Below are 25,713 nucleotides of genomic sequence, written 5' to 3'. Positions count from 1 at the left end.
TTTTTGACTTGCCCTTAACAAGAGAGCCGGGCGCATTCTAGCCCTTTTTAATCACGGAAATTCAGGTACGCCTTCGAAGGAGTTGGCCCTCGTTGGCCTTGGTACTTACTTCCTAGCGTCGACGTGCCATATGGCGACTCTGCAGGGGTCGTCAGCTCAAAGAGCGCAAGCTGCCCTACTTTCATACCGGGGTACAAAACGATTGGCAGATTTGCCGTATTCGAAAGCTCCAGAGTGATGTGCCCGTTAAAACCCGGGTCGATAAATCCGGCTGTGGAGTGAGTCAGGAGCCCCAAGCGCCCCAGTGAACTCTTGCCTTCTAACCTGCCCGCGAGGTTCGGCGGAATCGCAAAGCGCTCGAGCGTAGCCCCCAGGACGAACTCCCCCGGGTGCAAGACGAATGCTTCATCTTCTGGCACTTCAACAAGCGTTGTGAGTTCTTCCTGCGGCAGCTTAGGGTCGATATGCGTGTATTTGGAGTTATTGAACACGCGAAAGAGCCCATCGAGGCGAACATCAATACTTGAAGGTTGAACCATGGCGTCGTCGTGTGGTTCAACGACCAGCTGGCCGCTATCCAGGGCAACTCGAATATCTCGATCTGAAAGTAACACGTATTCAGTCTAACGACCGTATTCCCGTTGCGTAGATCGACTCGAACACGCTAGGTAGCAAGTTACAATGACCACATGCCATCTTCTAGCAGACCCTCCTGCACCGATACCGACTTCGATCAGCCAACCCTCTGGGTGCATTGGGGAAAAACTGGCGGCGGCCCACGGTTCCTGTTTGAACTCGTAAGAGGCGACATGGTCGGCACGGTCGGCAGCACGCGAGAGAATTCCTCGGCGAGAACCAACATTTCCTACAACCCGGATGCTGAGATCGCCTCTAGGTTTGCTCAACTCACAATCCCCGCGTTCGAGGTTCCTACGTACCACACCAAAATCGGAGTTATCTTAAATCTCCCGCGATTACTCTTTAACTCTGTTCGCCTTCGTCGATGGATCAAGAGAAACGGTGTTCGGAAGGTCGTCGGAGTAATGGAAAGCGTCTACCAATCTCTTGCTGTACCGCTACTGCTTCCGCGCAACGTTAAATACATCAGCTGCATCCATGATGGAACTCACCATCCAGGTGAATCGTCTATGGTGCAGAGGATAGGAAGAAAGCTCGAGCTTTGGCGAGCCAATGAAATTGCAGTTTTCTCTACGGCCGTCCGAGATGTCCTCTCGCCACAGACCGATAAGCCCATTATTTTAGGTAGCCACCCTCCTTTCGGCACAGGCAATGGCAACCAAATTACTGCCAAGAGTTTGCCCGATAACCGTCCAATTAAGATTGGATTGTTTGGAAGACTGCAGCCTTACAAGGGTATAGATCTACTGCTTGAAGCGGCGAAGCTACTCCGAAGCAGACCAAATACCCCATCCTTTGAGATTCATATCATTGGCAACGGCCCCGCAGAAGATAGCCGCAACGGCGCCAACGGTCACCAAGCAATTTGGGATATTCGGTGGATTCCGGAAGACGAAGTCGACGAAATTATTGACGGACTGGATATTCTTGCCCTGCCGTACATTGAGGCCAGCCAATCGGGTCCGGTGAGCCTTGCTCTGGCCCACGCCGTTCCCTGTGTGGTGACGCCACAAGGTGCACTGCCGGATCAAGTTCAAGGGTTCGGTATCGTTTCCGAGGAAACAACCTCGGATTCCTTCGCTCAAGCCCTACTCAAGGCGATGGATCGCGATACCTACGACAAACTCTCCGCAAGTGCGACTCATCAAGTACAAACTGGTCTGAGTTGGGAAGACTTGGCCAAAAAGATCCGCGGAACTGAAGTTACCGATGGGGACTGCAATAGCTAGCTAAACGGCAGCCGAGTGAAAGTTTGGTTTCTGTACAGTGATGTAAATCAGGTACAAGGAAACCAAAGCTTGAACCGCCACCAAAATGATCAATAGCAGTGAACCGCTGAATACGAAAAGCGGGATAGTAAGCACGAGCCGCAGGATCGACCAATAGAGCATATGGCGGTCATGCCCTAGCAGATATGGCACTTTCATTGTCAGCGACGACGCTAACAATAGCCAGCAGTAGGCAAAACAAATCCATACCAGCCATGAATTACCGGTAACCATTTCCGGGTACAGGAACACCAGGATAAGCGCCAAGGCAATGGCCACAACCAGGCCAAATCCCGCACCAACCAGCTGAGCGGCAACCGAGAGTTTCCTTGCTTTATCTGCACGTTTCTCCCGTGAAACCTCAGAAATTCTCATCTCAAAGAGCGGAGCGAGGATCTGCTGCCCCAATGTTCCGAAACCGCCAGAGAGTCTCACGACAATAGCCCAGAGCTCCTTATGCGGCCCCATGAGCGGTGTCAACAATCCCTGAACTTGATAACCCAAATCAGAGATCAAGCTTGAGCTGATTACAGATTTACTGGCGATCAGGTACGCCCCCGCTCTTCGGGAAAAAACAATCCGCCAATTAATACTGAAGAGTTCTTGCAATCCAAGAGAGCTCTTGTGGAGCATCCACACTGCTACAACGATGTTTGTCAAAGCTGTGGCTAAAACCAAGCCAAAGACGTAATCGAAAAGACAAATCATCGCTAGAGTCGATCCAAAGTTCAGGACACCAAAAATAAGCCGTCCCGTGCCATACGTCTGCTTCTCCTTTTCGAATATCAGGACAGTTACAGCGACAAAATAGAACCCAATGCAGTAGGTGAGCAATGCTACGCTAGCGATCACTAAGGCAGCATCAACGTTCATGGATGCCATAGCCAAAGCACAAAGCAGCGTCAGAAAGAAAAAAGCGGTCAACCCAAAGCTTGCCAGATTTCGTGCAACGATTCTGTCTTCCGCCCCAATGGTTAGATAACGCACATGGAATGCTGCTGTGAATACAATTCTTAGGATCGCAGCAGCCGAAAGAGGAAGTAGTAGATACGCAAGTTGTTCGCCGCTCTTTAGCAGCACGGGAAGCAACATTGCAAAGAAATTCAAACCTTGGCCGGCGAGAGACCAAAAGACTGATATAAGGTTGCTCCTATACCGCGTGAGGTAAGCTGCGATTTTCAATTGACTGTATCCATTCATCCGTAGCGACCATGCGCATTTGCAAGAGACTCCATAATCGATAAGCGGTGGAGCATCCCGGGAATCTCTTTAGCTAAGTATCCGACGTTCTTTCCTCCAAAGGAGTAAGGCTCAAGACCGAGTTACTGTCTGTACGCTCCGCCTCGCCTTCCCTAGCTGATGATTCGTCTTCGTTATTTTTGTCTTCTACCTCGCCAGATTCATTTTCGCTGTCATTCTTGCTGAGCACCGGTTGCCAAATCAAGAAGATGAAAGGAATCAATGGGCAGAGGTGGCGCAAAGCGCTGCCGTAATCTGGCTCAAAAAGCCCTTGTACCACTGCAAAGCTGGCGAACAAAGCAACTCCGCGGGATGCAAGAACCTGTTCACGATCCGGCCTACTTCTGACGGCCAAGACAAAGGCCACCCAGATTAGAACAAAAACCAGGACAATGAATACGTAATAAAGCCCGCCTCTTCCTAGCAGCGGGACAGGCACCATCAAGCTAAACATTGTTAGGAGGTTGTTAACAACACCTCCAACGGGTTCTGCTAGATCCGAGATGAAGCGAACAATGATGGTGTTCGCCTCTCCAGTGTGCACTCTCGGTTCATTTACAGAGCTCCGGAAGAAGTCAGCGGGCTTGTTGAGAACAAACCAAATTACCAAAGAGCTTCCGATGTTAAACAGAATCATCATCGGTATGATGAACCGAATCCGCTTGAACTTAAGGGGAACAAACCTCACCACCAGGTATATTGCCGCAATAAACGCCCAATAAGGTCGGAAAGACGCGCCTACCAGCGCTAAGACTCCAACGAGAACAAGGTCAGTCCCCCATTGAGATGCTAACGACGCAGCCACAATCAGCGCCATCAGCACAATAACTTCTTTGGTGTACGTCCCGAAGAAAACTCCGCTAAAAACCAAATATAGAAGGAGCACCGTGATAGCTACAACGTTGCAGCGGATTCCTCCTACTCGATATACGATCAATGCAGCCAAACAAGCAGCCAAGAACACGCCAAAGAGCCCCGCGAGCGTTGGCTGATCCACCAGGTGGAGACTCTGATACAAGTTGGCAATCGTACGAAACGATCCACCTTCATCCGTCTCATTGCGGGCGAACTTCAAGATAAGTTTGGCATCAGACTCAAACTGATCAGGAAGTAGCTTTGCCCTGTTGATCGAAATCAACGAAGCCACTCCAGCCCCTAGCACAATCAACACTAACGCCCATGGTGTTGAGAGCAGCCTATCGCCAACAAGAACTCTGCAGAGCTTTCTCACCCAGCTATCGCTGGAATCAAGCCTATGTTTAGCTTTTTTCGACATGTCGCGACTCTAACCCTTATTTGCTGCCAGTCGGTAGCATTCCAACAGACTACGCGCCTGCGATTCCTCATTATAAAGATCCTTCACAGCTGACCAATCAACGTTAAAGTCGCCTTCCAATATTTGGAGGATCTTTTGCACTGCCTGCTCGGCTGTGTCGAACCTGACCTCAGCTGGGCATTCCTGCAGCGCACTAATGTTTTCGACCAATAGCGGAATACCAGCCGCCAGCATTTCCAGAATCACCATTGGAAACCCATCCCAACGTGCCGTATGAATGGCAACATCGACGCCCTGCAACGCCTGTTGCATCTCGTCTTTCGCCAGCCATCCCGTCACATCAACACCAGCCTCAAGCAGTGCCTTCTTAGACTCTGGGTCTCCGTCTCCAATCCACTGAACAGCTATGTCATGCGGTTTCAGGAGAGCGGCAATTTCCATAGCCATTTCGGGATGTCTCGCCTCTGTAATGCGGCCAATAAACGTTATCTTCTTTTCATCGACCTTCGCGTGCACTTCAGAAGCGTGGGAGCTAGTGAACTCACTGCCGATAATGGCGTTTGGGATCACTCTTACCAAAGAGGTCTTAGACAGACCTGCCAAGAGTTCCGTTTCATAGGTAGCGCATCCAGCTTGCACGGTTGATAGCGGCGCAAACAGCCTTTCAATAATTCGAAAGATGCGCCTCTTCCCCTTAGAAATATCTCGTCGCTCAAAAGATAGACCGTGGGGCGTGTATACAACCGGAGTTCTGGTTATGAGCCCCGCGAGGCGACCATAAACACCGCCGAAACTCGAATGTGCGTGAATCACATCTGGGCGGACTTCCTTCACTACTCGGATGACCGCACGAACAGCTCCTAGGTGGGATTCGGGAAGATTAGAGATTGTGACAAACTTTTCACTATCCGGCGCAGACACCTTCTGAGGATGACGTCGAGCGGACTGTATGATGTGATTCTCTACGGGCAGATCTAGGGATGCATACCCATTAACCGCCGTTCGAACGCCTCCCGCATAACACTCAGTTACATGAAGTATTTTCAGCTCGTGACTCATTTTAATACGCTCCTCGGGAAGCCAATACAGCTATAAAGGTTCGGAAGAATGTCGCTATATCCAACCCAACCGACCAGTTGTCAGCATAATAGAGATCCAGGTTCTCTGCTTCTTCCGCACTAAGATCAGAACGGCCATTTACCTGCCAGAGACCCGTGATTCCAGGCTTGACTTCCAACCGCATACGCATATCAGACGAATAACGCTCGACCTCTCGGCGCAGGGGCGGACGCGGACCGACAATACTCATGGTCCCGTTCAATGAGTTGATAAACTGCGGAAACTCATCTATCGAAGTCTTACGAATAAACCGGCCAACACGAGTAACTCTAGGATCATCCTTCATCTTGAAGAGAAACAGATCTATGTTGTTTTCCTTAGCGAGTTCCTCTACTTTAGAGTCTGCATCAACGTACATACTTCGAAATTTCCACATCTTAAACGGGTTACCGTACCTGCCGATGCGCTCGCTCTTATAGAAGACTGGCCCCCATCTTCCAATTTAATAGCAATCGCTACAAGTACGAAAATAGGGGACATTCCAATCAGAACCAGAGAAGATACTAAAATATCGATAAAGCGTTTCTGAATTCCATTTGCACCTCGAAACCGAGGCCCTTCCAATTGCAATTCTGAACGGGTACCAAGATTTTCAACCGAAACTCGAGTTCCGGAGATACCTCCCAACATCGGCTCAAGGTAGAGACGAACGCTGAGATCTCGTACACTCCAGACAAGCCTTCGCAGCTCTTTATCATCAAAATCAGTAACAGTAGCGACTAGGACAGACTCACAGCGATATTGAGACACTGCCTCTGCAATATCTTCCGTCGCTCCGAGGTCGACTATTCCAATACCCGCAAAATGATGATCATCTAAATTCTCCTTGCCATCTGTTACCAGCAAGATCTCTACACGATGAAGCGGAAAACGCCTGTGAAAATTCCCTTTAAGAATCCGTTCGATATCTCTCGAAGCGCCCACTATCGCAAGGCGAGACGGATCATTAATACGAATTGCTCGAGCCCTAGAAGCAGAAAGTTTTCGGCCAGCATAGACAAACAAGGCAACCAAAGGCCCAGAAAGTACGCCAATCACCGCGAGTTTATCGGAACGGAAACCAATTCCCGCCACGCCACCAAAGAGAGCCATATAGCCCGCACATCTAGCCAAGATCGGGAGAATCCGATTGGCATCGAACCGCACATGCCAATCATAGCCACGGCAAAGCCACAAAATATAAGTAATAAAAGCTGGAAATACTACAAGTATTACTACCCAATTGTCCGCCCATAGGACACGAGCGTCCGCTCTCTCCCACTTCATCACATACGGAGCAATCAATAGTGCTACCGCGACAGCAATTACTATGAGTACTACGTCAAGCAAAATTACGGGACGAAGCGTCTGCATATCGCGATCCCGGCGCCGTCGAATTTGCTCCGTAGCCTGTTGCCCTTCAGCTATAGGACTACTCTTTTTCATCATTGGTCATTCCCTCAAGAAGGCCGTCTACCTACTAACCACTTCTCACTACTTAAGGAATCGTCTTTTCCCAGCAGGGATGACCTACACCCTACTGATGATAAAATGAGATATTCGAGGTATTTGGTCATTCCTTGAGAAAGGGGCACTCACCTGTTGCGTTGAACGTCAGCGCCATTCACGAATATCGCCTCAGTTCAACCCAACAACTAAAATTTTTCCTCAAGCTTTGGAGTCCTGATACTAAAGGTCTTCACCTATTACAGTACCCCAATGGTCTGCACGATCTGAACCGCTGCCAGGTATCCTACAATAGCTCCGACCACGGCGCTTGGGATCAGAATCAAAGCGAGCTCCATCACTCCGAAACGCAGGAGCCGAAGCCTGCTCGAACCAACCGCCGACAAAAGGCGCCAGTCCTCCGCCCGCTCACGTACAGCCAAGGCAATGGAGTTTAGGCACCCAGTGATTGTTATAATCAGACTCACTATAATTAGAACAATAGAAATCGAAGTTAGGCGAACCGCTGTATTTCTCACGTTTTCTTTTGCAACGAACCCTTGACGAATTACATACTCTTCATTATCAGAGGACAAGACCTTGCTGAGCGAGCCGATACCCGTTTTCACCGTAGAAGAGGAACCGGTGGAACTCTCTTTTTCAAACGCTAGCATGAGACTCGATTTTCCATCTTTGAACCGAATCCCATTCTGCTCTAGCAATCTAGCATCTATGTAGGACACTTCAGAATTAATAAACCTTGCCGTTACGGAGGTATCCTGCCCATTCACCCTAATTGCAGTGGTTTCATTTTCCGTGAAACTCGTTCGAAGCGAAGAATCAATTCCCACCAAAATACTGCCACGCAAGATCTCTTCTGAAATCCCCGGAATTACTTTAGCAAGCTCTTCCGGATATACCGCTTGAGCAGGCTCTGCACCTTCCACGGCATCCGTGGAGCTCGCGCCAACCGTCCAAGTATTAACATAGCCAGAGATACCCTCGCTTTGAGCTAACTTTTGACCAACGTTATCGGGACTAGTCCCCTGTAACGGCGAAAGGGTGATATCTGGCGTATCTAAAGAATCCGCTTTCGTCTCCAAATGCTCAGAAATACGTTGTTCACCCGTAAATACGGCACCTACCAGCGCGGAGCTACAGAGGATCATGATGATAAGCGCAGCGGAGCGCAATGCTTGCATGCCGGCGTAGCGCATGGGGATTTTGAACCCTAGTGACGGCACAAGGTTGCCCAAGCGTCGGTATATGACAGGAAGCAACGTTGCCAACATGCACATGCTTCCAAGGACTATCCCTGACCCCAGAATAATCGCCAACACCAGCCGCTTCGGAGAAATCTCACCCTCGTGAGCAGCGGAGACCAGGAAGTGCATACCGAATGTAGAAACCAGAAGAATAGCGACACCAGCGATAAACCCCAGAACAACCGTTGAGGAACTTATCCCCGAATTATTCGCGTTTCGCAGACTGCTTATGGTCTCACGTCTCAATACCTTGTTTACGCTCGGTATACACCCTGCGAGGGTGACTATGATAGCTCCAGCAGCAATCAAGCCCAACATCCAGGCCGGCACCGGAGTCTCCTCCAGCGGGAGCTGGATTCCTAAATCAAAAGCCCGTTCCCGGGAAAGGTCGATGAGCCATTGCCCGATTGGCGCGGCTACCAAACAAGCCACAATAGCGAGAGCTATCGCTTCATAAACTGCGGAGCGAAGAATACGCTGGTCATCGGCACCAAGTGCACGGAGAAGTCCGTACTCTCTGACTCTTTGAGCGGTTATCACCTGGTAGGAACTAAAAATGACCAAGCCCGCAACGATGGCGATAACCAACATAAATGCATCAAGCAGGATGAAGTAATACTGCCTTTCGCCTACGTACTTGTCTGCTTGTTGCTGTCCGTATTCTGCGGAATTGTAAAACTCTACGTGTTCGAGATTAAGACTTTTTAAGGCTTCTATACCTGTTTGTTCCGTGGACTTCGGCACGGAAATCCGGAGTTCTCCTTCAAGAGGTTGATTTGAAGGGGCAAACTCTTGAACCAGTGCAGCGTCTGAGTAAACAGAACGCATACCGAAAAACTGACCCGTGGCGTCCGACTCTAGAATTCCTACAATCTTGGCCTTGCGAAAATCCAGCTTAGACCCGGTATCAGAGGTCTGATTTTCTTCGAAGCCAAGGCTAATTTCATCATTTAGCTTCAGCGGATTAATCGCGCCAGGAACCCTTTGATTCTGACTGATAGCAACCTCATGGGAACCACGCGGGAGCCGCCCCTCAAATACCTTCCGCCAAGATAGGGATTCTTCCCGAGGAAGCGTTTGAAGCTGCATGGGCTCATATGCGGTAGCTTGAGCCCCCTTAGCTAAAACAGAAAGGTGACGATCAAAGGTGAGTTCGCCACCCTGTTCCCTTACCTTGGAGCGAATCAATTCAATGTCTGATGAGCTCGCACCGTCAACCTTTGCAACAATATTTGCGCTGTCATAGGGTGCTAGGTACGTTTGCTCAACCGACGACTTGATGGACGTAATAAGACCAACTGTCGCCGCCGAAAGGCTGACCGCGATAACGACCGCAAGAAAAAGCGAAATATACCGCAGCGGACGTCGCAGGAGCTGATGCAATGCAATACGAAACAAAATCTAAGCCTAGCCTTGCACCGAAGTAAAAGTTGACGTTGTAGCGACGGAACGAATTAAGCCGTCAGACATCCTTAGAACGAAATCTCCTCTATCGGCAGCTTGCTCATCGTGAGTAACCATTACGACCGTTTGCCCAAACTCATCAACCGCCAGCCTTAACAATTCTAATACTCGATCACTATTTTCGGAGTCGAGATTTCCTGTTGGTTCATCGGCAAGTAAAACCTCAGGGTTAACGTAAAGGCTCCGTGCGATGGCAACTCGCTGCTGCTGTCCGCCAGAAAGCTGGTCAGGGAGGCGCTTCAAAAGCTCCTGAATTTCTAGAGTTTGCACAACGTAGTCAAACCACCCTTGCTTACCAGGCTTCGATGCAGCAGGCGCCGACTTCGACATCCGATTACGTAGGCCTCCCAGCCGACGCGATAAATTAATATTGTCTCTGACGTTCAAGACTGGGATGAGGTTAAAGTCCTGAAATACCACGGACACTTCACTACAGCGAAGCTTCGCCCTTTCAGACTCAGTACAACGAGAAATCTCTACTGCGCGCCCACGATTTGCATCCTCATGCACAGGAAGATTTGTGGCGCCCTTATACATACGAACAAGTCCCCGCTCCGGAGTAACCAAACCAGCCAGGTTATGCAGCAGAGTAGTCTTTCCGGACCCTGATGGCCCCATAATGGAAGTCCATCTATTCGCGGGGAATGGGGCTGAAATGTTATGAAGTATCTCCTGCCGACCGCGTGCTTTTTGAACAGAATACGTAAGATTCTGCACTACCAACGCCGGGTTAAGTTCCGTATAAACCTTTTCAGGATTTCGGCTTACCATTCTTTAAGAGCCTCCCTGAAGTAACGATTCCTCATTCGATTCTGGCCGTTTTACGTCACCAGTTTTTCAACCGAGCCCGCCTACCGCCCTACCCACCCCTGACGCCGGGATCGGGGATTTTACCGAGCAAAGTCAACGCATCGACCCGCCTGCATTTTTGCAAGCTACACCAAGATCAAAAACTAGCAAGCAGACCTGTGGCTTAGCCACTGCGCTCCCCCTTTCTCCTCCCCCCACTTTCCCCAGAGGTGCAGACACTTAGCAGTTCCTGTAGAGTTCCCAGCGAAAGTTCAGGAAATGATCGAGACACTGACGTTATGGCTAGTGACTGGATCTACTTTCTGCCAAAACCGTTCTCTACCACACACGAAAGGTATCCAGATGCGTAAGTTCCGCAACGCAGCTCTGGCTGTTGCTACCGCTACCACCGTCGCCATCTCCGGCGTTTCCGTTGCTTCTGCTCAGGACAACGGCGAGACCGTGACCCTGTCCGACAACGACACCCTGAGCAAGATCCGCAAGGGCCTCGACCCCGAGGACAAGATGAAGTGGAATCAGCCGGCAAAGGGCCAGGACATCTTCGGCTCCGACAGCTGGAAGAACAACGAAGAGACCAGCAAGAACCTCGCACCGTGGGCCAAGGCTGCTGACGTCCTGCTCATCACCACCGCCGCAATCAGCGTCTTCGGCCTGGTTGTTGCTCCGATCTACAACTTCCTGCGCTACGGCATCAACCGCTAAGCAGAAACCGACACACGTCCACTTAGATAGGAAAAGGAACTTCCATGAACATTCGCAAGGCTGCTCTGGCTCTGGCCACCGCTTCTTCCGTAGCTCTGACCGGCACCGCCGTTGCAAGCGCTGAGACCGACACCCCTAAGGAGAGCGTCACCCTCAGCTCCAAGATCGGTGACTCCCTGGGTAAGGACAAGGAGAACTCCGCTGCAGAGATCTTTGGTTCTTCCAAGGGCAAGGACCTCACCGGTTGGGGCGTTCTGCTGTGGGCTGGCCTGGCTGCTGGTTTCGCTGGCACCATCGCCAGCGCTATTATCGGCGTCGGTAACTACCTGAAGCACCAGGGCATCATCAAGTAAGCCCTGCTAGAACTTCAACGCTCTAAGCTTTGAATAGCCGAAGGGGCGGGAACGAAAATTCGTTCCCGCCCCTTTTTCGCATGCACTAAAGGCCTACTTGTGCTCGCCCGCGCCATCTTTCCGCCGTGGAAGCCACAGTATGAGCCCTGCCGCACAACATCATTCACTGCTCTCTACACAAGGCTTAGTGCTCCCGTGCTTCCAATGGCCTAGAGCCAGTAGCCAACTACCTACAGGTCACGATCGGCTGGGGATCGTAGACCGTGCGCTGGGTTTCGCGGGATAGTTCCTTACCCTTCAAATCCTTTACCACGCGTGTATCGGTAGTGGTAAAGCCCGGAGCACCCGAAGATGGCGAGCACTCGTCACCATCGAGCTCAATCTTCTTAGGCGAGGTCGGGTTCGTCCGCTCACCCGGGATGGATTCCACATCCACCTGCTTCACGCCACGCAGCTCCACGGTGACGTCGCCATCACTCACACGCGTCTTAATGCGCACAGGAGTATCAAATGGGTTCTTAAACTTTAGGTCGATCGCCCCCTCGTACACCGTGGCCTCTCGGCCAGCCGGATAGCGGGAAATGTAATACGAGTGCGGGGTATGGGCGACGTCTTCCATGCCCGCGAAGTAAGAAGCGTTATACAGCGTGGTCGCAAACTGTGAAATGCCACCGCCCACAGCCTTGCCGGCGTGACCGTCAATAATAATGCCGGACTCCACAAAGCCCTGCTCCGTACCACGCGGCCCCGTGTGCCCGTTCAGAGAGAATGTCTCGCCCGGCAGAACGATGGCGCCGTCCACCATCTCCGCTACACGGCGAATATTGGTACCCGACGAACCACTGAAGCCACCAGTGGTAAAGGTGCCGACGACATCGTCAAAGTGTGCCTTCTTGGCCTGTGCGGTGGTGTACTTTGCCTTCTTCTCTTCGTAGAGAACCTGATGATCGCGCTTCTTCTTATCCAGAGCCTTGGCCTGGAAGTCGCCAAGCGTTTCCTTCCACTGAATAGCCACACCATCCTTGGACGGCACCACCTCGATATCGTCGCCGTGGAACTCGAAGCTAGCGTCCCGATATTCCACCTCAGTGCTGGAAAGCTGTTCGCCTAGGATCTCCTGCACCTTCTCGGTATTCCACTGCGGCATGAACTCACCGCCTTCCACCTTGAAGGTCAAAATGTCATGCCAGTTCTGTGGGGTGATTACACCATCGACCTTTTCCCGGCCATGGAACACCAACTTCTTCGCCGTCGCGGGCACCACGTACTGCTTGGCTGCCCGCTCGGCTGCGTCCTTATCAGCATCAGCCGGCGTGATGGTCGCCTCCACGTTCACGCGACCATCAGTGTTCAGCCAGTTGTCTCGCACCTCGGAACTTAGCAGCTCCCGATCCACAGTCTGCCCCGGCTTGTCTTCCTTAATGTCAGCTTTGCCCTCGGTATTAACGGAAAGCTCAGCATTCTGTGGGTCGCGGGTTAGTTCCCTTTCCACGCGATTCAGGGAGCGGTTGAGGTTCTCATCCGTAATCTTCGAGATGATGCCCACCTCGCGGGTCTCGAAGAACGAGCGGATACGCGTAATAGGGTTCAGCGGCTGCTGCCCTGCCTGATCCACCGTGGCACCCCAATCCACCTGCATGCCGGACTGTGTGGGCTCAAGCTTGGTACTCATATTGCCCGCCAGAACAGTGACCGGCTGTCGGGTACGCTCCCCCAGGTCGTTACGTAGGCGCTGTTCAGCCTGGGATTTATCCACGCCACTGATGTCTACGCCACCGACGGTTACGCCCCGGGGAACCTTGCCTTCACTCATGGCCAGATCTACGCCGTAGAGGATGCCCCCCAAACCGATCAAGCCGATAAAGAACCAAGCCCACCACGGAATGCCTCGTCGCTTGCGGGGCTTGACGGGACGGTTCCCGTCCCCCACCTGCGCACGGTGCTGGCCGTGTGGGCGACCTTTGCTCGTCTGATCCTGAGAATTCACGCAGGTAAGTCTATCGTGAATACCCCCGATCAGGGAATTCTTTTATCGCGGATTACAAGTGCGATTCACAGAATCACGCACATGATCTTCCGGAATCCGCCCATCGTCAATCGCCTTGCGGATGGCTTCCACCACATCGGGGATCTCCACCGCACCCGCCGCTGCCAATGCCACATCCGCACCGGCTGCCAGCGCGGCAACGGCTGCCTCGGGACCAGGGTAGCGATCCGTCACAGCTTTCATTCCGGTCAGGTCATCGGTATAAATCACGCCATTGTAACCTGCGGCGTCATGCTGCGGGCCGTAGCCACCATCCCGCAGCAGCTTGTACGCGGCAGGGTTCACGGACGACGGCAGACCCTCGCCGAGTCCCGGAACCTGTACATGGCCAACCATGACGGCCATTCCGTCAACGTCGATCAGCTCCCGGAAAGGTAGCAGGTCTTTAGCCTGCATCTGCTCCAGGGGCGGAGTGGTCACCGCACCCATGTGCGAATCTCCCGTCGCGTGACCATGTCCTGGGAAGTGCTTCAGGACAGGAGTCACACCGGCCTCCTGCAACCCCTCCGAGTAGGCCCGTGCGTAGTCCGCGGCAATCTTCGGATCGGCACTGAAGGAACGGGAACCGATCGCATTGTCAGAGACATTCTGCCCGCCAGCCAAGTCCACCACTGGCGCGAAATCCACGGTAATGCCCAGGTCGCGGATCTTCTTGCCATGTTCGGCCATAAGGTCGCGCACTTGGTCGGGGCTCATCGTCTCCGCCATCTCCTTGGCACTGGGGAGTTCGCCGATAATCTCGGATAGGCGTTGCACCAGCCCTCCTTCCTCATCCACACTCACCGTCAGCGGTTCACCCGCGCGCTTCTCCAGCGCTGCCAGGCTACGCGCGGGATCACCTTGGCCATTGAGGATTGAGCGATCAGTCTGCGAGCCGATAAAAAGGTGGCGCACGCCTTCGTCGATGGCTTGTTCTGCAGATTCGTAGCTAGTGACGCCCACAGCCAGCATTCGGCCAGCCATGTCCCTCGGGGCCTTGTTCTCCACCTGTGTGCAAGCCTTTTGTTTCTCCGCCTCGGCGGCAGTACTGCCGGTCGGCGGAGAGCCCGCGGAAGAGGAAGCAGCGGACGTGCTGGCAGAGGTGGAGGATGCGGTGGGCTGGTCAGTGGGCGTCGAAGAGGAACAAGCGCTTGAGGCAACAAGAAGAGCGCAAGCAACGGCGCCAATGGCTACATGTCTACGGGGCATAGTATTAACGTAGTAACAAACGCAACGTGTAGCGCACCAATCGAAGGGCGCATATCAAGGAGCGAGCAACATGACCGAACAAGCACAGCAGGCAGAACAAGCGCAGCAAACACAGCACAAAACCTTTGACGCGAGCGGCGATACCGTACTCATCGCCTATGACGGCTCCGCCGAGGCCCGCGGAGCTGTGGAGCACGCCGGGCGCTTCCTGTCGGCGAAGAACGCCTACATCCTGACGGTCTGGGAGCCTATCCACCGCCAGGCGGCACGTGCGGCGGGCATGAGCGGCATGATGCAGCACGACTGGTCCAACGAGACCGGCGAGCATCCAGAGGATGATGATCCGGCTTACGCTGAGGCCGTCAACACCTGTAACGAGGGCGTGGAGTTGGCCAACTCCCATGGTTTTGTTACCGAACCCTTTCTGGTAGAGTCCGGAACGGCTATTTGGAGCGCCATTGTTGACGCAGCTGATGAACTGGACGTGGATCTGATCGTGACGGGCACTCGCGCCCTCTCCGGTTGGAAGTCTTTCCTGCAGTCCAGCGTGTCGGACAGCATCATTAAGAACGCTGGTCGCCCCGTTTTGATTGTCCCGCCCATTGAAGATGAGGACTAGTTTTCGCAAACGAATGTTTGTGACGTGTTTCATTGGGTACGATCAACAAGAAGCTAGTACGCTAAAACCACAACAGTCCCACTAGGAACAGGAAATCACATGGCTAACGAAACTGCCTCTACCCGTCGCGGCCTGGGCGCCCTGGTCGCCTCCGCAGTCGCAGGCCTGGTTCTGGGCGGCGCCGCAACCTTCGGTGCTGGCGCAATGGCCGACACCACTGAACTCCCCACCGATGAGCAGATCGCCGTGAACCAGGACAATGCCTTCCTGGGCGCAGTCCAGTACGGCGGCCGCGCAGAATAAGGCGCACCACCCACGTGCCAACTTCGGCGCACCGTCCCCTTTCTCGCCGCGCATGGGCTCTTAGTGCCCTTGCGTGGTTTCTTTTCGCGTTCCTACAGTCCCCCGGGCTGATTTCAGCCGATACAAAGCTGGATCTAACGGCCGATCCTTGGGGCTTTCTACGCCAAGCGCTGTACCCCTGGACGGATACTTTCCCCCTGGGGCAATTGCAGAACCAGGCCTACGGATACCTGTTCCCCCACGGCCTATTCTTCGCAGTCTTTTCCTTCTTGCCCGATTGGATAACGCAACGCTTGTGGTGGGGGCTGCTACTTACGCTCGCTTTCGCTGGCACTGTCCTGCTGCTGCAACGGCTCCAGATCGGTAGCCGCAGCTCGCGGGTGATCGCCGGCATCCTCTTTGCACTATCTCCACGCATTCTCACCACGTTGGGGGCTATTAGCTCCGAGGCGTGGGTGTGCGCGCTTGTGCCCTGGGTGTTGTTGCCGGTAGCGAGCGCCGCCCTCATAGCGCGAAGTGGACGAGGTTGGCCCGACCGGCGCTCACGCGTCTATCTCGCAAAATACGCCCTTCTCAGCGCGCTGGCCGTACTCTTCCTCGGCGCAGTGAATGCCGTCGCTACAGTTGTGGCCATCCTGCCCGCAGTGATTTTCTGGCTCGGCATGTGCCTACGCCGTCCACGGGTGGGTCTCTACTTCGCACTGTGGTGGGTTCCCGCCGGGTTGCTCGCCACATTCTGGTGGATCGGTCCACTCCTGCTGCTGGGGAAATATTCGCCTCCGTTCACGGATTACATCGAGTCAGCCTCGCTGACGACCAATTGGATGAACCTCGCCGAGATTCTGCGTGGCACCACCAGCTGGACCCCTTTCCTCTCCGCCGAGCGTCAGGGCGGCTACGCGCTGGTCGGCGAACCGGTCTTCATCGCCGGAACCCTATTGGTCGCCTTTCTGGGTCTGTGGGGGCTTACCCGCCCGAACCTTCCCTTCGCCCGTCGCTGGCTGGCGATTCTGCTTGTGGGAATCGGTGCAATGGTGTTCGCCACCGCCCCGATCTCTCCGCTCTCCGTGTGGGGTCGCATATTTCTCGACGGTGCGGGCGCCCCGCTGCGCAACCTGCACAAATTCGATCCACTAGTGCGACTCGCACTGGTGGTCGGTATCGCCCACGGCCTTGCACGCCTCCCCTGGCCGGGACTTAGCCGCGAGCGCTGGGCACGGTGGCGCAACCCGGAAAAGTACCCGGAGGTTCCCCGCGCCATCGCTATAAGCCTATTGATCGCCGTGGTCACCGCCACGGGCTGGAGTGGGCGCATCGCTGCCGCCGATGCCTACCGCCAGCTTCCTGACTATTGGACCCAAGCCGCCGACTGGTTGAACTCCGAGGTCAAGAAGGAAGCCGGGGATTCCCATACCCCTGCCCGCACCATGATCCTACCCGAGGCTCGATTTGGTCGACAGACCTGGGGAAACACCCGCGACGAACCCGCTCAGCCACTGCTGGACGTGCCGTGGGTCGTGCGCGATTCCGTGCCACTAGTGCAGCCCGAGGCCATCCGTGGGTTGGACGGACTCCAGCGCGAACTCGAGTCCGGCACAGCCATCCCCACCCTCGCCCCTACGTTGTGGCAACAAGGCGTGGGCTATCTGCTGCTGCGCTACGACCTCACCACCGCTGCCGATACGCCGGGCGCCAAGCGGGTTCAGCGCACCCTCGACCGATCGGGCGGATTCGAGGAAGTCGCCTCCTTCGGCGACGACCAGGTGCGTATCTATCGCGTCGACGGCGGTGTTGCAGATGGCACCGACGGCACCGCGGGTGATCTGCGGATTATCGACGCCGAACGTATCGACGTCGCCCATGCCAGCCCCGAGGCCCTTCCCCGCCTGGCAGCAGCGGACGCTGCCCTAGGCCGACAGGGCGTACCGCGGACGCGCGTGGGGGCGTCCCAAGGAAAAAACCTAGGGGTACCGGCACAGACGGTAACGGACACGCCTGCGCTGCGTGAACATAACTACGGCAACGTGGTGGGCGCCGACAGTGAGATCCGCAGCCTCGACGATCCCAGCCAAGTACTCAATCCGGTGCGGGATTACCCAGTGCGCGATGCCGATGGGCGTCCGCTGTCTCCGGAGGAAATGACGCATGTGGAGACCCAGGGCGAGGTACGTGTTTCATCAACCGCAGCAGACCCAACGGGCTTCGGTGGTGCGGAAACATATTCGTCGGCAACCTCCGCAGTGGATGGCTCACAGCGCACCGCGTGGCGGCCGACGGTCGGCAACGTTGCCGGACAGTACATCGAGTTCCGGGTGGGCGACGCACACAACAAGCTTGGGTTGCACCTAGACATTCAGGGGCGGCCCGCACGCGTGCAGGTGACAACATATCTGCAGGGCAAGACGGTTTCGGGCACCAGCGCTACCCTCAAGCCCGGCGAAACGAACAAGGTCAAGGTGCCCGCGGGACGCGCAGATTCGATCCGCGTAACGATTGTGGGCGCCTTCGGTGACTTCGGCATTGCCGAGGCAAAGGTACTGGCCGACGGCGATGAGGACGTGACCCCGCGGCGAGTGCCCACTGTGCCCGCTGTGCCTGCTGCAGGGGAAGACGGTGAAAAGTCGACGCTAAACCGGTGGGTTTTTGGCCAAGAGATCAATGAATCCGTGATGCTGCGTGGCTTTGAGATTCCCAAATCCGTTGGCAATGGTACCGGCGAACTGCCGGTTGTTGTCCACTCCTCCGAATGCACAGCTGACGGAAAGAAGGGTGCGCCGGTAACGATCGACGGGCAAGACTACTTCTGCGGGGACACGCTCAACCTCACAGCGGGCAAGCACGTCCTGTCCACCACCGCACGCTGGTCGGCGCTGACAGTTGCCGAGCCGCTGTTCGCCGCAGCAGTGCGGGAAACACCGGCGGCCCAGCCCCTACAGCGAGGCACTCGCCTGGAACCTGCGGACAAGAAGCGCGTACTATTCAGCCCCTCGCAAGCAAACCCCGGACGGATCGCCACCCTGGAGAACGGAGGCGAAAGTATTCAGCTGACACCTATCACCGTCAACGGATGGCAGCAGGGGTGGATCGTCCCGGAGGGCGCCTCCGGCCTGGTAAAGATCCACTTCGAAGGCACGGGACTGTACCGCACCTGGCTGGCTATCGGACTAGTCGCAGCGTTGGTCCTGGTGGGGCTATGCATTTTCGTCGCACGACGGACACGCGGACTGCCGCGCCCGGAACTGGTGGTAAACGAGGAGCCTGCGCAGCATTCTCCACGAGTGCGCCGGGCTATCCGCGCGGCCAAGGTTGTCGCTGGCGCAGCGGCATTCCTCGCCTTGCTGCTGTGTGTGCGCGGCAACTGGGGCAGCGGAAACTACTACGCAGGTGGGTTCGTTGTTAACGGCGCACTGGCCGTCGTGTTGCTGGTCGTAGTCGGCTCGGCACTCGCCCGGTCTTTCCGGTCTGCGCGCACCGAACGCCACCAAGAGTTAATAGCCCGGCGCGCAGGCTCCTCCACCACGGAGTAGCTCAGCGCGGCCACCGGCACGCTCAACACGAACGTCGCCACCAGTACCAGCGCCGTGTGCCCGCTGAAAAGGTTCACGCCCAACAGTGGGAACACAATAGAAAGCAGCGACATGTGCCACAGGAAGATCGCATAGGACCAACGCCCCAGTGCCTGCATCAGCGCGGACTCCAGGAACTTGGATCTTGGCGCCAACGTATAGGGCACGATCAGCGAGGCCGCGAACACCAACCCATATAGCGTCCGGCGGGCGAACTCCGCCGGCGCCGCGTGTGTAAGCCCTTCCGGCCCGTCCGAAGCTGCGACCGCCAGCGCCCCCACAGCCAGGAGCCAAAACACCCAGCGAAACTTCGCGATAGCTCGAACCGTCGGCAACTGGTAACGGGCGTCAATACCCTCGGCACCTTGCTTACCCGTCAGTGCGTAGGCGCGATCCTGCACGATCGACTCCAGCTCTGCACCGAGCAATCCCACCCCGAACCACGCAATAAATGCAGGTGGCATGATGTGCGGATTAAGCCCGCCCGGCCCCGGCGCGTCGGCGAATGCGGGGATAAAAGCCCAGCCAAAGCTTGCCGCCGCCACCCCGACGATCCACGCGATACGCCATTTTCGTTCTTGACGCCCCCACGCCACACCGATTAACGGGAGAACGAGGTAAAAGGCCATTTCTACGCACAGGCTCCATAGGTGAGTCAGCCCACCGATGAGACCACCGTCGACGTAGATTTGCGTCATGGTGATATTGGATAGCATCTGCCATACCGTTGGTGCACCCGCTACCGGGAAGAACAGCAGAACTATGGCGACGGTAACCAGATAGGCGGGGAAGATGCGCCCGAGACGCTTGACGTAGTAGCCCGCGAGAGTCATCAGATTGTCGTGCGAGGTCGACAATGAGAAATCCGCCCGGTGACGGCGCCACAGTAGGAAACCGGAGAGGGCGAAGAACACTGGGACGAAGAAATCCGTGCGCGCCATCATGCGGTTAAGGAGGTTGCCGGTATCCGCGCCCGTCTGGAACGCGACGTGGGTGATGATGATGCCGGAGCAGGCAATCGCGCGCAGACCTTCCAACGCAGGGAGGAAGGGCGCGGGCCGGGCGGATACTTTCTTCGGGCTCATCGGGATCAGCATAACCGACCAGGTGGACTGGATAGAGCAAAACTGCAGGCGGAAGCTGCAAACAAGACTTTTCTGGAAAAATATTTTAAATCTACGAAGTATCTAGTTTTGATTGGCTAAAGTATTGGAAGCTTCACAGGCTAACTACAGTCACATCAGAATCTTGTTCCCCCGGCCAGTGGTCCGGATAAAAGCAGACAAATAGAGTCAGGAAAAACCATCCTATGAAGAGAATCCTCTCCTCCGTAGCGATCGTGCTCGGCGTGGCATTGCTGGTCTTTGCCATTGCACTGCCCACTTATGTCGTCCCGAAGGGCAAGGTGCTGCCACTGGACCTCGTGTCCACCACTGGCACCCCAAAGACCGAAGGTAATCTGCTGGATTCCGGCGCACTAGCTTCCGGCAAGCCGGTCGGCGACAACAAGGACAAGCCCGAGTGCAAGGGCGACAATCCGCAGGTCAAGTGCTTTATCAACAAGGGGCTCGAGATGCAGTCCCAGCGTTTTACGACCGCACAGGAGCCCTCGGACGATAAGGTCGTGACATTCGAGGCCGGCCAGACTTTGTTCCGTACGGACAGGAAGGAGCCGAAGAACCTGATTAGCGCCTCCATCGACCACGTCACCCTGGATCGCAAGACCCAGATGCCTGTGCCAGACCCGACTTCCTCCGTGGAACTGAACGCACCAGCGCTGGATGCAGCGGCGAAGAAGGGCGAGGACGAAGAGGTTGAGACCTCCGTAGCGCCGTTTACCCGCCCCGGTATCACCTACCAGTTCCCGATGGGCACTGACCGTAAGTCCTACGACTACTTCGACATGCAGATCCTAAAGACCCAGCCGATCGACTACGTCGGCGAGGAGGAGCAGGATGGCGAGAAGGTCTACCGCTTCGAGCAGACCGTTCCCCCAACCGAGCTGTACCCGGCTCTGCGTGAGCGCCTGGAGGCCGATGGTGAGCTGTCCAAGGGCGACGAAGGCACCCTGGCTGCGCTGCGCCTAAAGTTCCCGGCGAAGGTGTGGGGCCTGAGCGAGGACGAGATTAAGAACAAGTCCGCCGAAAACAAGGACGACAAGAAGGACGCCGACAAGAAAGACGAAGAAGGCGCCGACAAAAAGGAAGACCTCGGCCCTGAGGTCGAAATGTCCCGCTACTACACCGTCCACCGCGTGCTGCGCGTGCAGCCGGATACCGGCGTGATCGTCAACGGCTCCGAGGAAGTCTTCCAGTACTACGCACAGGACGACGAGGACGCTCAGCGCATCTACGAAAACAAGGAAGAAGAGATCAAGAATCCGACCCGCACCGCCGTGTACTTCCCCGGCGCGTGGGACGATGAGTCTCGCAAGCAGCAGATGAGCAAGGCCAGCGACGGCATCAAGAAGATGAAGCTCATGGGCACCATCCTGCCGTGGATTCTGGGTGCAGTTGGCCTGATCCTTCTGGTTATCGGTTGGATTGCTCACCGTTCAGCCCGCCTGGCAGGCAAATAATCCCCGCTGAACTACTAGACTATTGGCTGTGAATTCGCAGTCGCTTAAGACCACCGCCAAGCGCGATAGCCTGATCGTGCTGGGGTGGTCTTTTGTAGTTTCCGTAGTTACTCTGTGGCCGTTTTGGTTGGGGCTGCGCCCCGACCCCACCAAGGCTTATCTACTGCGGGACATGTTTGTTCCCCACTCGCTGCCGGATAACTCCAACAACCTGGGGATTAATGAGGGCGCTCCGCGTGCCCTACCGCAGGATGCGATCCTCGCCCTGTTTTCCCCGACTATCCCGGTGTCCTTCATCGCCAGCGCGCTTGTCATTGTCTCAAGTTTGATGGGGTGTTTCTTTGCGGCCAAGATGGTGCGGGGGATGGCAGAGGGACGGCTATCAGCACAGCTATTGGCGGCACTTTTCGTCGTGTGGAACCCCTTTGTTATCGAGCGTTTTCTGCAAGGGCAATGGACTGTCGCCACTGCGGGAATGTTGCTGCCCGCCATCGCTTATCTATCTGCGGCTCGCCGCCACGGACTTCTTTATGTCGCGATCTGCCTATGCGGTTTTGTCCCCACTGGCTTGATCTTGGCGCTGATCACGGCGCTGGTTTTTGCTCCTTCACGCGGGGAACGCCTGCACAGTTTGGCGGCGAGCGCTGTCGCTTCCCTTCCGTGGATGCTGCCGGCGCTGTGGATCTCCAATCCTTCGCAGACCCGCTCCGATGCACTGTCGGCTTCTCTGTTCTCCGCCCGTGGCGAATCGTTTCTAGGCCCCCTCGCCTCCACCATGGGACTTTCCGGTGTGTGGAACGCTGAGGCTTCCCCACCTTCTCGCACTTTGATGTCTGTGGTCATCGGCATGCTGTTGTGCGTAGTGTTGTTGTTCGGCTTTAAAGAGCTATGGCGCGTCTACCGGGCCGCCGCGGTACTGACGGTTCTTGCCTTAGTGACGCCCCCTCTGCTGGCCACTCCTTGGGGCGTGGATGTTATGGGCTTTGCCATTAGCCATGTGCCCGGTGCGGGCATGTTCCGCGATACAACCAAGTTCGTTTGCCTGGCCATCCCCGGTTTTGTGCTTCTCCTGGCCGTCGCCGTGGAACGGCTGGATCCGCGCCGTGCACGGGAAAATTCTCCTAAGTCCACAGCTCCACCGAAGTGGGCGCCTCAGGCGGCGGCCGTGGGACTGGCGGCTGCGTGTGTCCTGACGGTTCCGGCCTTTCCTGCCGACATGGCCCCGCTGAAGCGTGTGGAGCTTTCCGATACTTGGAATCAAATGTCCAACATCATCTCTGGCGCGCCCAAGGGAAAGATTGTGCTGCTACCGCCCGGCAATTACCGCACCCGAAACAACCGACCACACGTGGCTCCTGGGCTGAAGCTCTTGCCGGGCTCGCCGATGGATCCGGGGTTTTTGATCGTCGATGGTCACGTGGTCGACGGCAACCCGGCCAGCATGGCGATCCTGTCTGACCTTATGAGCGGCAAGAACACCCTGAAACGCAACGGCGTGAGCTGGGTGCTGGTGGACTGGTACTCCGTCAACGATGGGGAAGCGATGGCTAAAGCTATGCAGGTGCTGAACTCGAAGGGAATCCGCCGAGTCTTAAGCTCCGATAACTACGAGCTTTTCCGGGTACAAAGTCCGACACTTCCGCACAACCCTGTGCAGGATCGCGCACCGCTGTACGTGGGCATGACTTTCTACTGGATGCTCATGATGTGGGGAATGTGCTTGTGGCTATGGCGCACAATCCAGGGGCAGACTAGTGCTCGGCCTCCTCGCGCAGCAGTTTCTCCCATGAAGCTCCGGTAGCTTCCCAGGAGAACTCCCGCGCACGGCGCTGCGCGGCACGCCCCATTGCCCGGCGCTTCTCGGGGTTGTCCAGGAGAAACTCCACCGCGTTCATCAGCCCACCTGGCGAATCGCACAGCAGACCGGTTTCCCCGTCAATAACAGAATCCCGCAGCCCGGCAGAAGACTCATAACCCACGGTTGGCACTCCGTGTTGCCCGGCCTCAATGACGGCTAGACCCCATCCTTCCTTCCGGGAAGGCATTACGTGCACCGAGGCGCGGTTGAGGATTCGGTGCTTCAACTCCTCGGACACGTAGCCGTGGAAGATCACCAGCGGTTCGATGCCCAGCTCGCGGGCATAGCCCCGCAGACGGTCGGCCCACCACCCGTCGCCGATGACGTCCAGGCGTACGTTCGGATGGGTGCGCGCCACCGCGGCTACCGCGTCGAGCGCATGTTCAATCTGCTTGTGGGGCACCAGTCGAGAAAGCGCCACCAAGTGAATCGTCGGTTCTTCAATGGCATAGTCGGAGTTGGGGTTAGGGGCGTCCGGAATCAAAGAGGAAGCAACCGGATCCACGCCGTTACGAATGATCTCAATATTGCCGCGAGGCACACCCAACTCGATAAACTCCTCGGCCGACGGTGCCGAGACAGTGACCCAACGGCGACGGCGGTGGATCCATGGCGAGAGGGTCGATTCGATAAACCACCCAATACGGGAGAGCACCGGGCCTGCGACAGACCACTGCTCACGGTGGCAGTGGTGGGTGAGCACGACCGTGGGCGCGCCCGCTACGAGGGAGGCGAAGAAAGGCACACCGTTTTGTGTATCCACCACCACATCTGGGCGCCCGATATCCGCTAACGGCCCCCGCCCCCGACGCGCGGCAAGGATTGCAGCTAGGGCACGCAAGTAGACCGTTAAGTTTCCGCCCCCACGGGAGAAGCGGAAGTTGGGGCTCAGTTGTTCCGAACGAGACGCACCGGAGTAGTGTGCCGTGCGGAAAACTACCTGGTGGCCTTGGTCGGCGAGGTACTGCCCGACTCGCTCCAAATAACGCTCACTGCCGCCACCTTCGGGGTGGTTCGTGTCGCGCCAACAGAGAAGCAGTACTTTCATGATGAACACTATTCTATCCACCCCTGCCTGCACCTTTGAGGGCTTTGGCGAATCTTTAGCGAAACGTGCGCACAATCGCCTCGCAACCTGAAAAGATGGACACTCGATGAGCCTTAATAACCACCCCTCTCGGCAGCGCACAGCGTTGAGCGTCTTTCGTCGCCATGCGACGCTACGCCGTTCTTTTGGCCTGCTGAGTGATTTCAAATACGAGCAAACTCGCCCGGATATTTTCTACGGCCACCTAGCTGCGGACACGGTCGGGTTGATCCGGGACGTTTACGCCGGCGTGCGTGGCTTAACAGCTAGTGCAGCTGAGGAGCCTTTGCATGGCGCAAAGATCCTGGACGTTGGCGGCGGACCCGGCTACTTCGGTGTGGCCTTCGACAAAGCCGGCGCGGATTATTACACCTGCGAACCGGACGTAGGCGAGATGGCCGCCGCAGGTATTAAGCTGCAGACCTCGGTGCGGGGTTCGGGGCTAGATCTACCTTTTGTTAGTGACGCCTTCGACATCACCTACTCTTCCAATGTCGCCGAACACGTGCCGGATCCGTGGCGGATGGCGGACGAAATGCTACGGGTGACGAAACCCGGCGGAGTAATGATCTACAGCTACACGGTGTGGTTGGGTCCGTTCGGCGGGCACGAAACCGGCCTATGGCAGCACTACGTGGGCGGGGAGTTCGCAGCCCGGCGCTATGAGCAGAAGATGGGCAAGCCGCCGAAAAACCGTTGGGGCGAAAGCCTGTTTAACGTTTCGGCCTCTGATGGTTTGGAATACGGCCGCAAGGTGCACGCCCGCGCGGATGATCCCGCCGAGCTCGTGGCCGCTTTCCCGCGGTATCACCCGTGGTGGGCATGGTGGATGGTGAGGGTTCCGGGGCTACGCGAGTTCGCGGTCTCGAACTTGGTATTGGTCTTTCAAAAGCGCTGATTCCCCGGC

21 protein-coding genes and 1 pseudogene are annotated in these 25,713 nt (G+C 55.9%); 10 read left to right on the top strand and 12 right to left on the bottom strand.

From position 1 onward, the window contains the following. Positions 1-47 precede the first annotated feature (47 nt). Positions 48-614, bottom strand: coding sequence for a dCTP deaminase (gene dcd, locus AC05K6_RS03410; RefSeq protein WP_293790601.1), 567 nt, complete (start codon positions 612-614; stop codon positions 48-50). Between the two features lie 75 nt (positions 615-689). Here dcd and AC05K6_RS03405 point away from each other — a divergent pair, with 75 nt between their 5' ends. Next, positions 690-1,868, top strand: a complete 1,179-nt coding sequence (locus AC05K6_RS03405; protein WP_476727770.1) for a glycosyltransferase family 4 protein — start codon at positions 690-692, stop codon at positions 1,866-1,868. Here AC05K6_RS03405 and AC05K6_RS03400 read toward each other — a convergent pair whose 3' ends face one another. The 7 genes from AC05K6_RS03400 to AC05K6_RS03370 all read right to left on the bottom strand — a co-directional run bounded on the left by AC05K6_RS03400 (position 1,869) and on the right by AC05K6_RS03370 (position 10,466). After that, positions 1,869-3,107 carry a hypothetical protein gene (locus AC05K6_RS03400; protein WP_476727769.1) on the bottom strand — a complete coding sequence of 413 codons (1,239 nt, stop codon included), beginning with the start codon at positions 3,105-3,107 and terminating at the stop codon, positions 1,869-1,871. It lies immediately after the preceding gene. Between the two features lie 73 nt (positions 3,108-3,180). After that, positions 3,181-4,422, bottom strand: coding sequence for a hypothetical protein (locus tag AC05K6_RS03395; RefSeq protein WP_476727768.1), 1,242 nt, complete (start codon positions 4,420-4,422; stop codon positions 3,181-3,183). Between the two features lie 9 nt (positions 4,423-4,431). After that, positions 4,432-5,481 carry a glycosyltransferase gene (locus AC05K6_RS03390; protein ID WP_476727767.1) on the bottom strand — a complete coding sequence of 350 codons (1,050 nt, stop codon included), beginning with the start codon at positions 5,479-5,481 and terminating at the stop codon, positions 4,432-4,434. A 1-nt stretch (position 5,482) separates the two neighbouring features. Then, positions 5,483-5,917: a sugar transferase gene (locus AC05K6_RS03385; protein ID WP_476727766.1), complete on the bottom strand. Its 435-nt coding sequence runs from the start codon at positions 5,915-5,917 to the stop codon at positions 5,483-5,485. Continuing rightward, positions 5,872-6,969, bottom strand: coding sequence for a hypothetical protein (locus AC05K6_RS03380; RefSeq protein ID WP_476727765.1), 1,098 nt, complete (start codon positions 6,967-6,969; stop codon positions 5,872-5,874). The genes AC05K6_RS03385 and AC05K6_RS03380 overlap by 46 nt, the downstream gene beginning before the upstream one ends. Positions 6,970-7,226: 257 nt before the next feature. After that, positions 7,227-9,629, bottom strand: coding sequence for an ABC transporter permease (locus AC05K6_RS03375; RefSeq protein WP_476727764.1), 2,403 nt, complete (start codon positions 9,627-9,629; stop codon positions 7,227-7,229). Positions 9,630-9,638: 9 nt separating this feature from the next. Next, positions 9,639-10,466, bottom strand: coding sequence for an ABC transporter ATP-binding protein (locus AC05K6_RS03370; protein ID WP_476727763.1), 828 nt, complete (start codon positions 10,464-10,466; stop codon positions 9,639-9,641). A 381-nt stretch (positions 10,467-10,847) separates the two neighbouring features. On the opposite strand from AC05K6_RS03370, the gene AC05K6_RS03365 reads away from it, so the two are divergent. Together AC05K6_RS03365 and AC05K6_RS03360 are read left to right on the top strand one after the other, a co-directional pair. Next, positions 10,848-11,207: a hypothetical protein gene (locus AC05K6_RS03365; protein WP_293790586.1), complete on the top strand. Its 360-nt coding sequence runs from the start codon at positions 10,848-10,850 to the stop codon at positions 11,205-11,207. A gap of 44 nt (positions 11,208-11,251) precedes the next feature. After that, a complete protein-coding gene (locus tag AC05K6_RS03360; RefSeq protein WP_448306871.1) occupies positions 11,252-11,560 on the top strand; it encodes a hypothetical protein in 309 nt (102 codons plus the stop codon). A gap of 226 nt (positions 11,561-11,786) precedes the next feature. On the opposite strand, the gene AC05K6_RS03355 is transcribed toward AC05K6_RS03360, so the two are convergent. Together AC05K6_RS03355 and AC05K6_RS03350 are read right to left on the bottom strand one after the other, a co-directional pair. Beyond that, positions 11,787-13,547 (bottom strand): VanW family protein, encoded by a 1,761-nt coding sequence (locus tag AC05K6_RS03355; RefSeq protein ID WP_476727762.1) that lies wholly within the window; start codon positions 13,545-13,547, stop codon positions 11,787-11,789. A gap of 42 nt (positions 13,548-13,589) precedes the next feature. Next, the gene (locus AC05K6_RS03350; RefSeq protein WP_476727761.1) at positions 13,590-14,570 is read right to left on the bottom strand and encodes a glycoside hydrolase family 3 N-terminal domain-containing protein; all 981 of its coding nucleotides are present in this window, start codon (positions 14,568-14,570) and stop codon (positions 13,590-13,592) included. Between AC05K6_RS03350 and AC05K6_RS03345 the strand changes: the two genes are divergently transcribed. The 4 genes and pseudogenes from AC05K6_RS03345 to AC05K6_RS03330 form a co-directional block, all read left to right on the top strand. After that, on the top strand, positions 14,569-14,808 hold the full coding sequence (locus AC05K6_RS03345) for a hypothetical protein (RefSeq protein ID WP_293790576.1): 240 nt from the start codon (positions 14,569-14,571) through the stop codon (positions 14,806-14,808). The two genes, AC05K6_RS03350 and AC05K6_RS03345, sit on opposite strands and share 2 nt — an antisense overlap. 57 nt (positions 14,809-14,865) lie before the next feature. Continuing rightward, the gene (locus tag AC05K6_RS03340) at positions 14,866-15,414 is read left to right on the top strand and encodes a universal stress protein (protein ID WP_293790573.1); all 549 of its coding nucleotides are present in this window, start codon (positions 14,866-14,868) and stop codon (positions 15,412-15,414) included. 99 nt (positions 15,415-15,513) lie between these two features. Beyond that, positions 15,514-15,717, top strand: a complete 204-nt coding sequence (locus AC05K6_RS03335) for a DUF2613 domain-containing protein (RefSeq protein ID WP_448306868.1) — start codon at positions 15,514-15,516, stop codon at positions 15,715-15,717. Positions 15,718-15,731: 14 nt separating this feature from the next. Further along, a pseudogene (locus tag AC05K6_RS03330) lies at positions 15,732-17,792 on the top strand (DUF3367 domain-containing protein); the annotation flags it as partial. Between the two features lie 1,301 nt (positions 17,793-19,093). Here the strand turns inward: AC05K6_RS03330 and AC05K6_RS03325 are convergent. Beyond that, positions 19,094-20,368, bottom strand: coding sequence for an acyltransferase family protein (locus tag AC05K6_RS03325; protein ID WP_476727760.1), 1,275 nt, complete (start codon positions 20,366-20,368; stop codon positions 19,094-19,096). A 224-nt stretch (positions 20,369-20,592) separates the two neighbouring features. Between AC05K6_RS03325 and pgfA the strand changes: the two genes are divergently transcribed. Both pgfA and AC05K6_RS03315 read left to right on the top strand, forming a co-directional pair. Further along, a complete protein-coding gene (gene pgfA / locus AC05K6_RS03320; protein WP_293790564.1) occupies positions 20,593-21,861 on the top strand; it encodes a cell envelope lipid trafficking protein PgfA in 1,269 nt (422 codons plus the stop codon). Between the two features lie 28 nt (positions 21,862-21,889). Continuing rightward, positions 21,890-23,662, top strand: a complete 1,773-nt coding sequence (locus AC05K6_RS03315; protein ID WP_448306865.1) for an MmpA family trehalose lipid delivery protein — start codon at positions 21,890-21,892, stop codon at positions 23,660-23,662. On the opposite strand, the gene AC05K6_RS03310 is transcribed toward AC05K6_RS03315, so the two are convergent. Beyond that, the gene (locus tag AC05K6_RS03310; protein WP_476727759.1) at positions 23,613-24,767 is read right to left on the bottom strand and encodes a glycosyltransferase family 4 protein; all 1,155 of its coding nucleotides are present in this window, start codon (positions 24,765-24,767) and stop codon (positions 23,613-23,615) included. The genes AC05K6_RS03315 and AC05K6_RS03310 overlap by 50 nt on opposite strands. A gap of 106 nt (positions 24,768-24,873) precedes the next feature. Here AC05K6_RS03310 and AC05K6_RS03305 point away from each other — a divergent pair, with 106 nt between their 5' ends. Beyond that, positions 24,874-25,704 (top strand): class I SAM-dependent methyltransferase, encoded by an 831-nt coding sequence (locus tag AC05K6_RS03305; RefSeq protein WP_476727758.1) that lies wholly within the window; start codon positions 24,874-24,876, stop codon positions 25,702-25,704. Positions 25,705-25,713: the final 9 nt, after the last annotated feature.

Source organism: Corynebacterium sp. TUM25020 (assembly GCF_056388495.1).
Note: the sequence above shows the minus strand (reverse complement) of the source record. Positions and strands in the feature narration are given on the sequence as shown.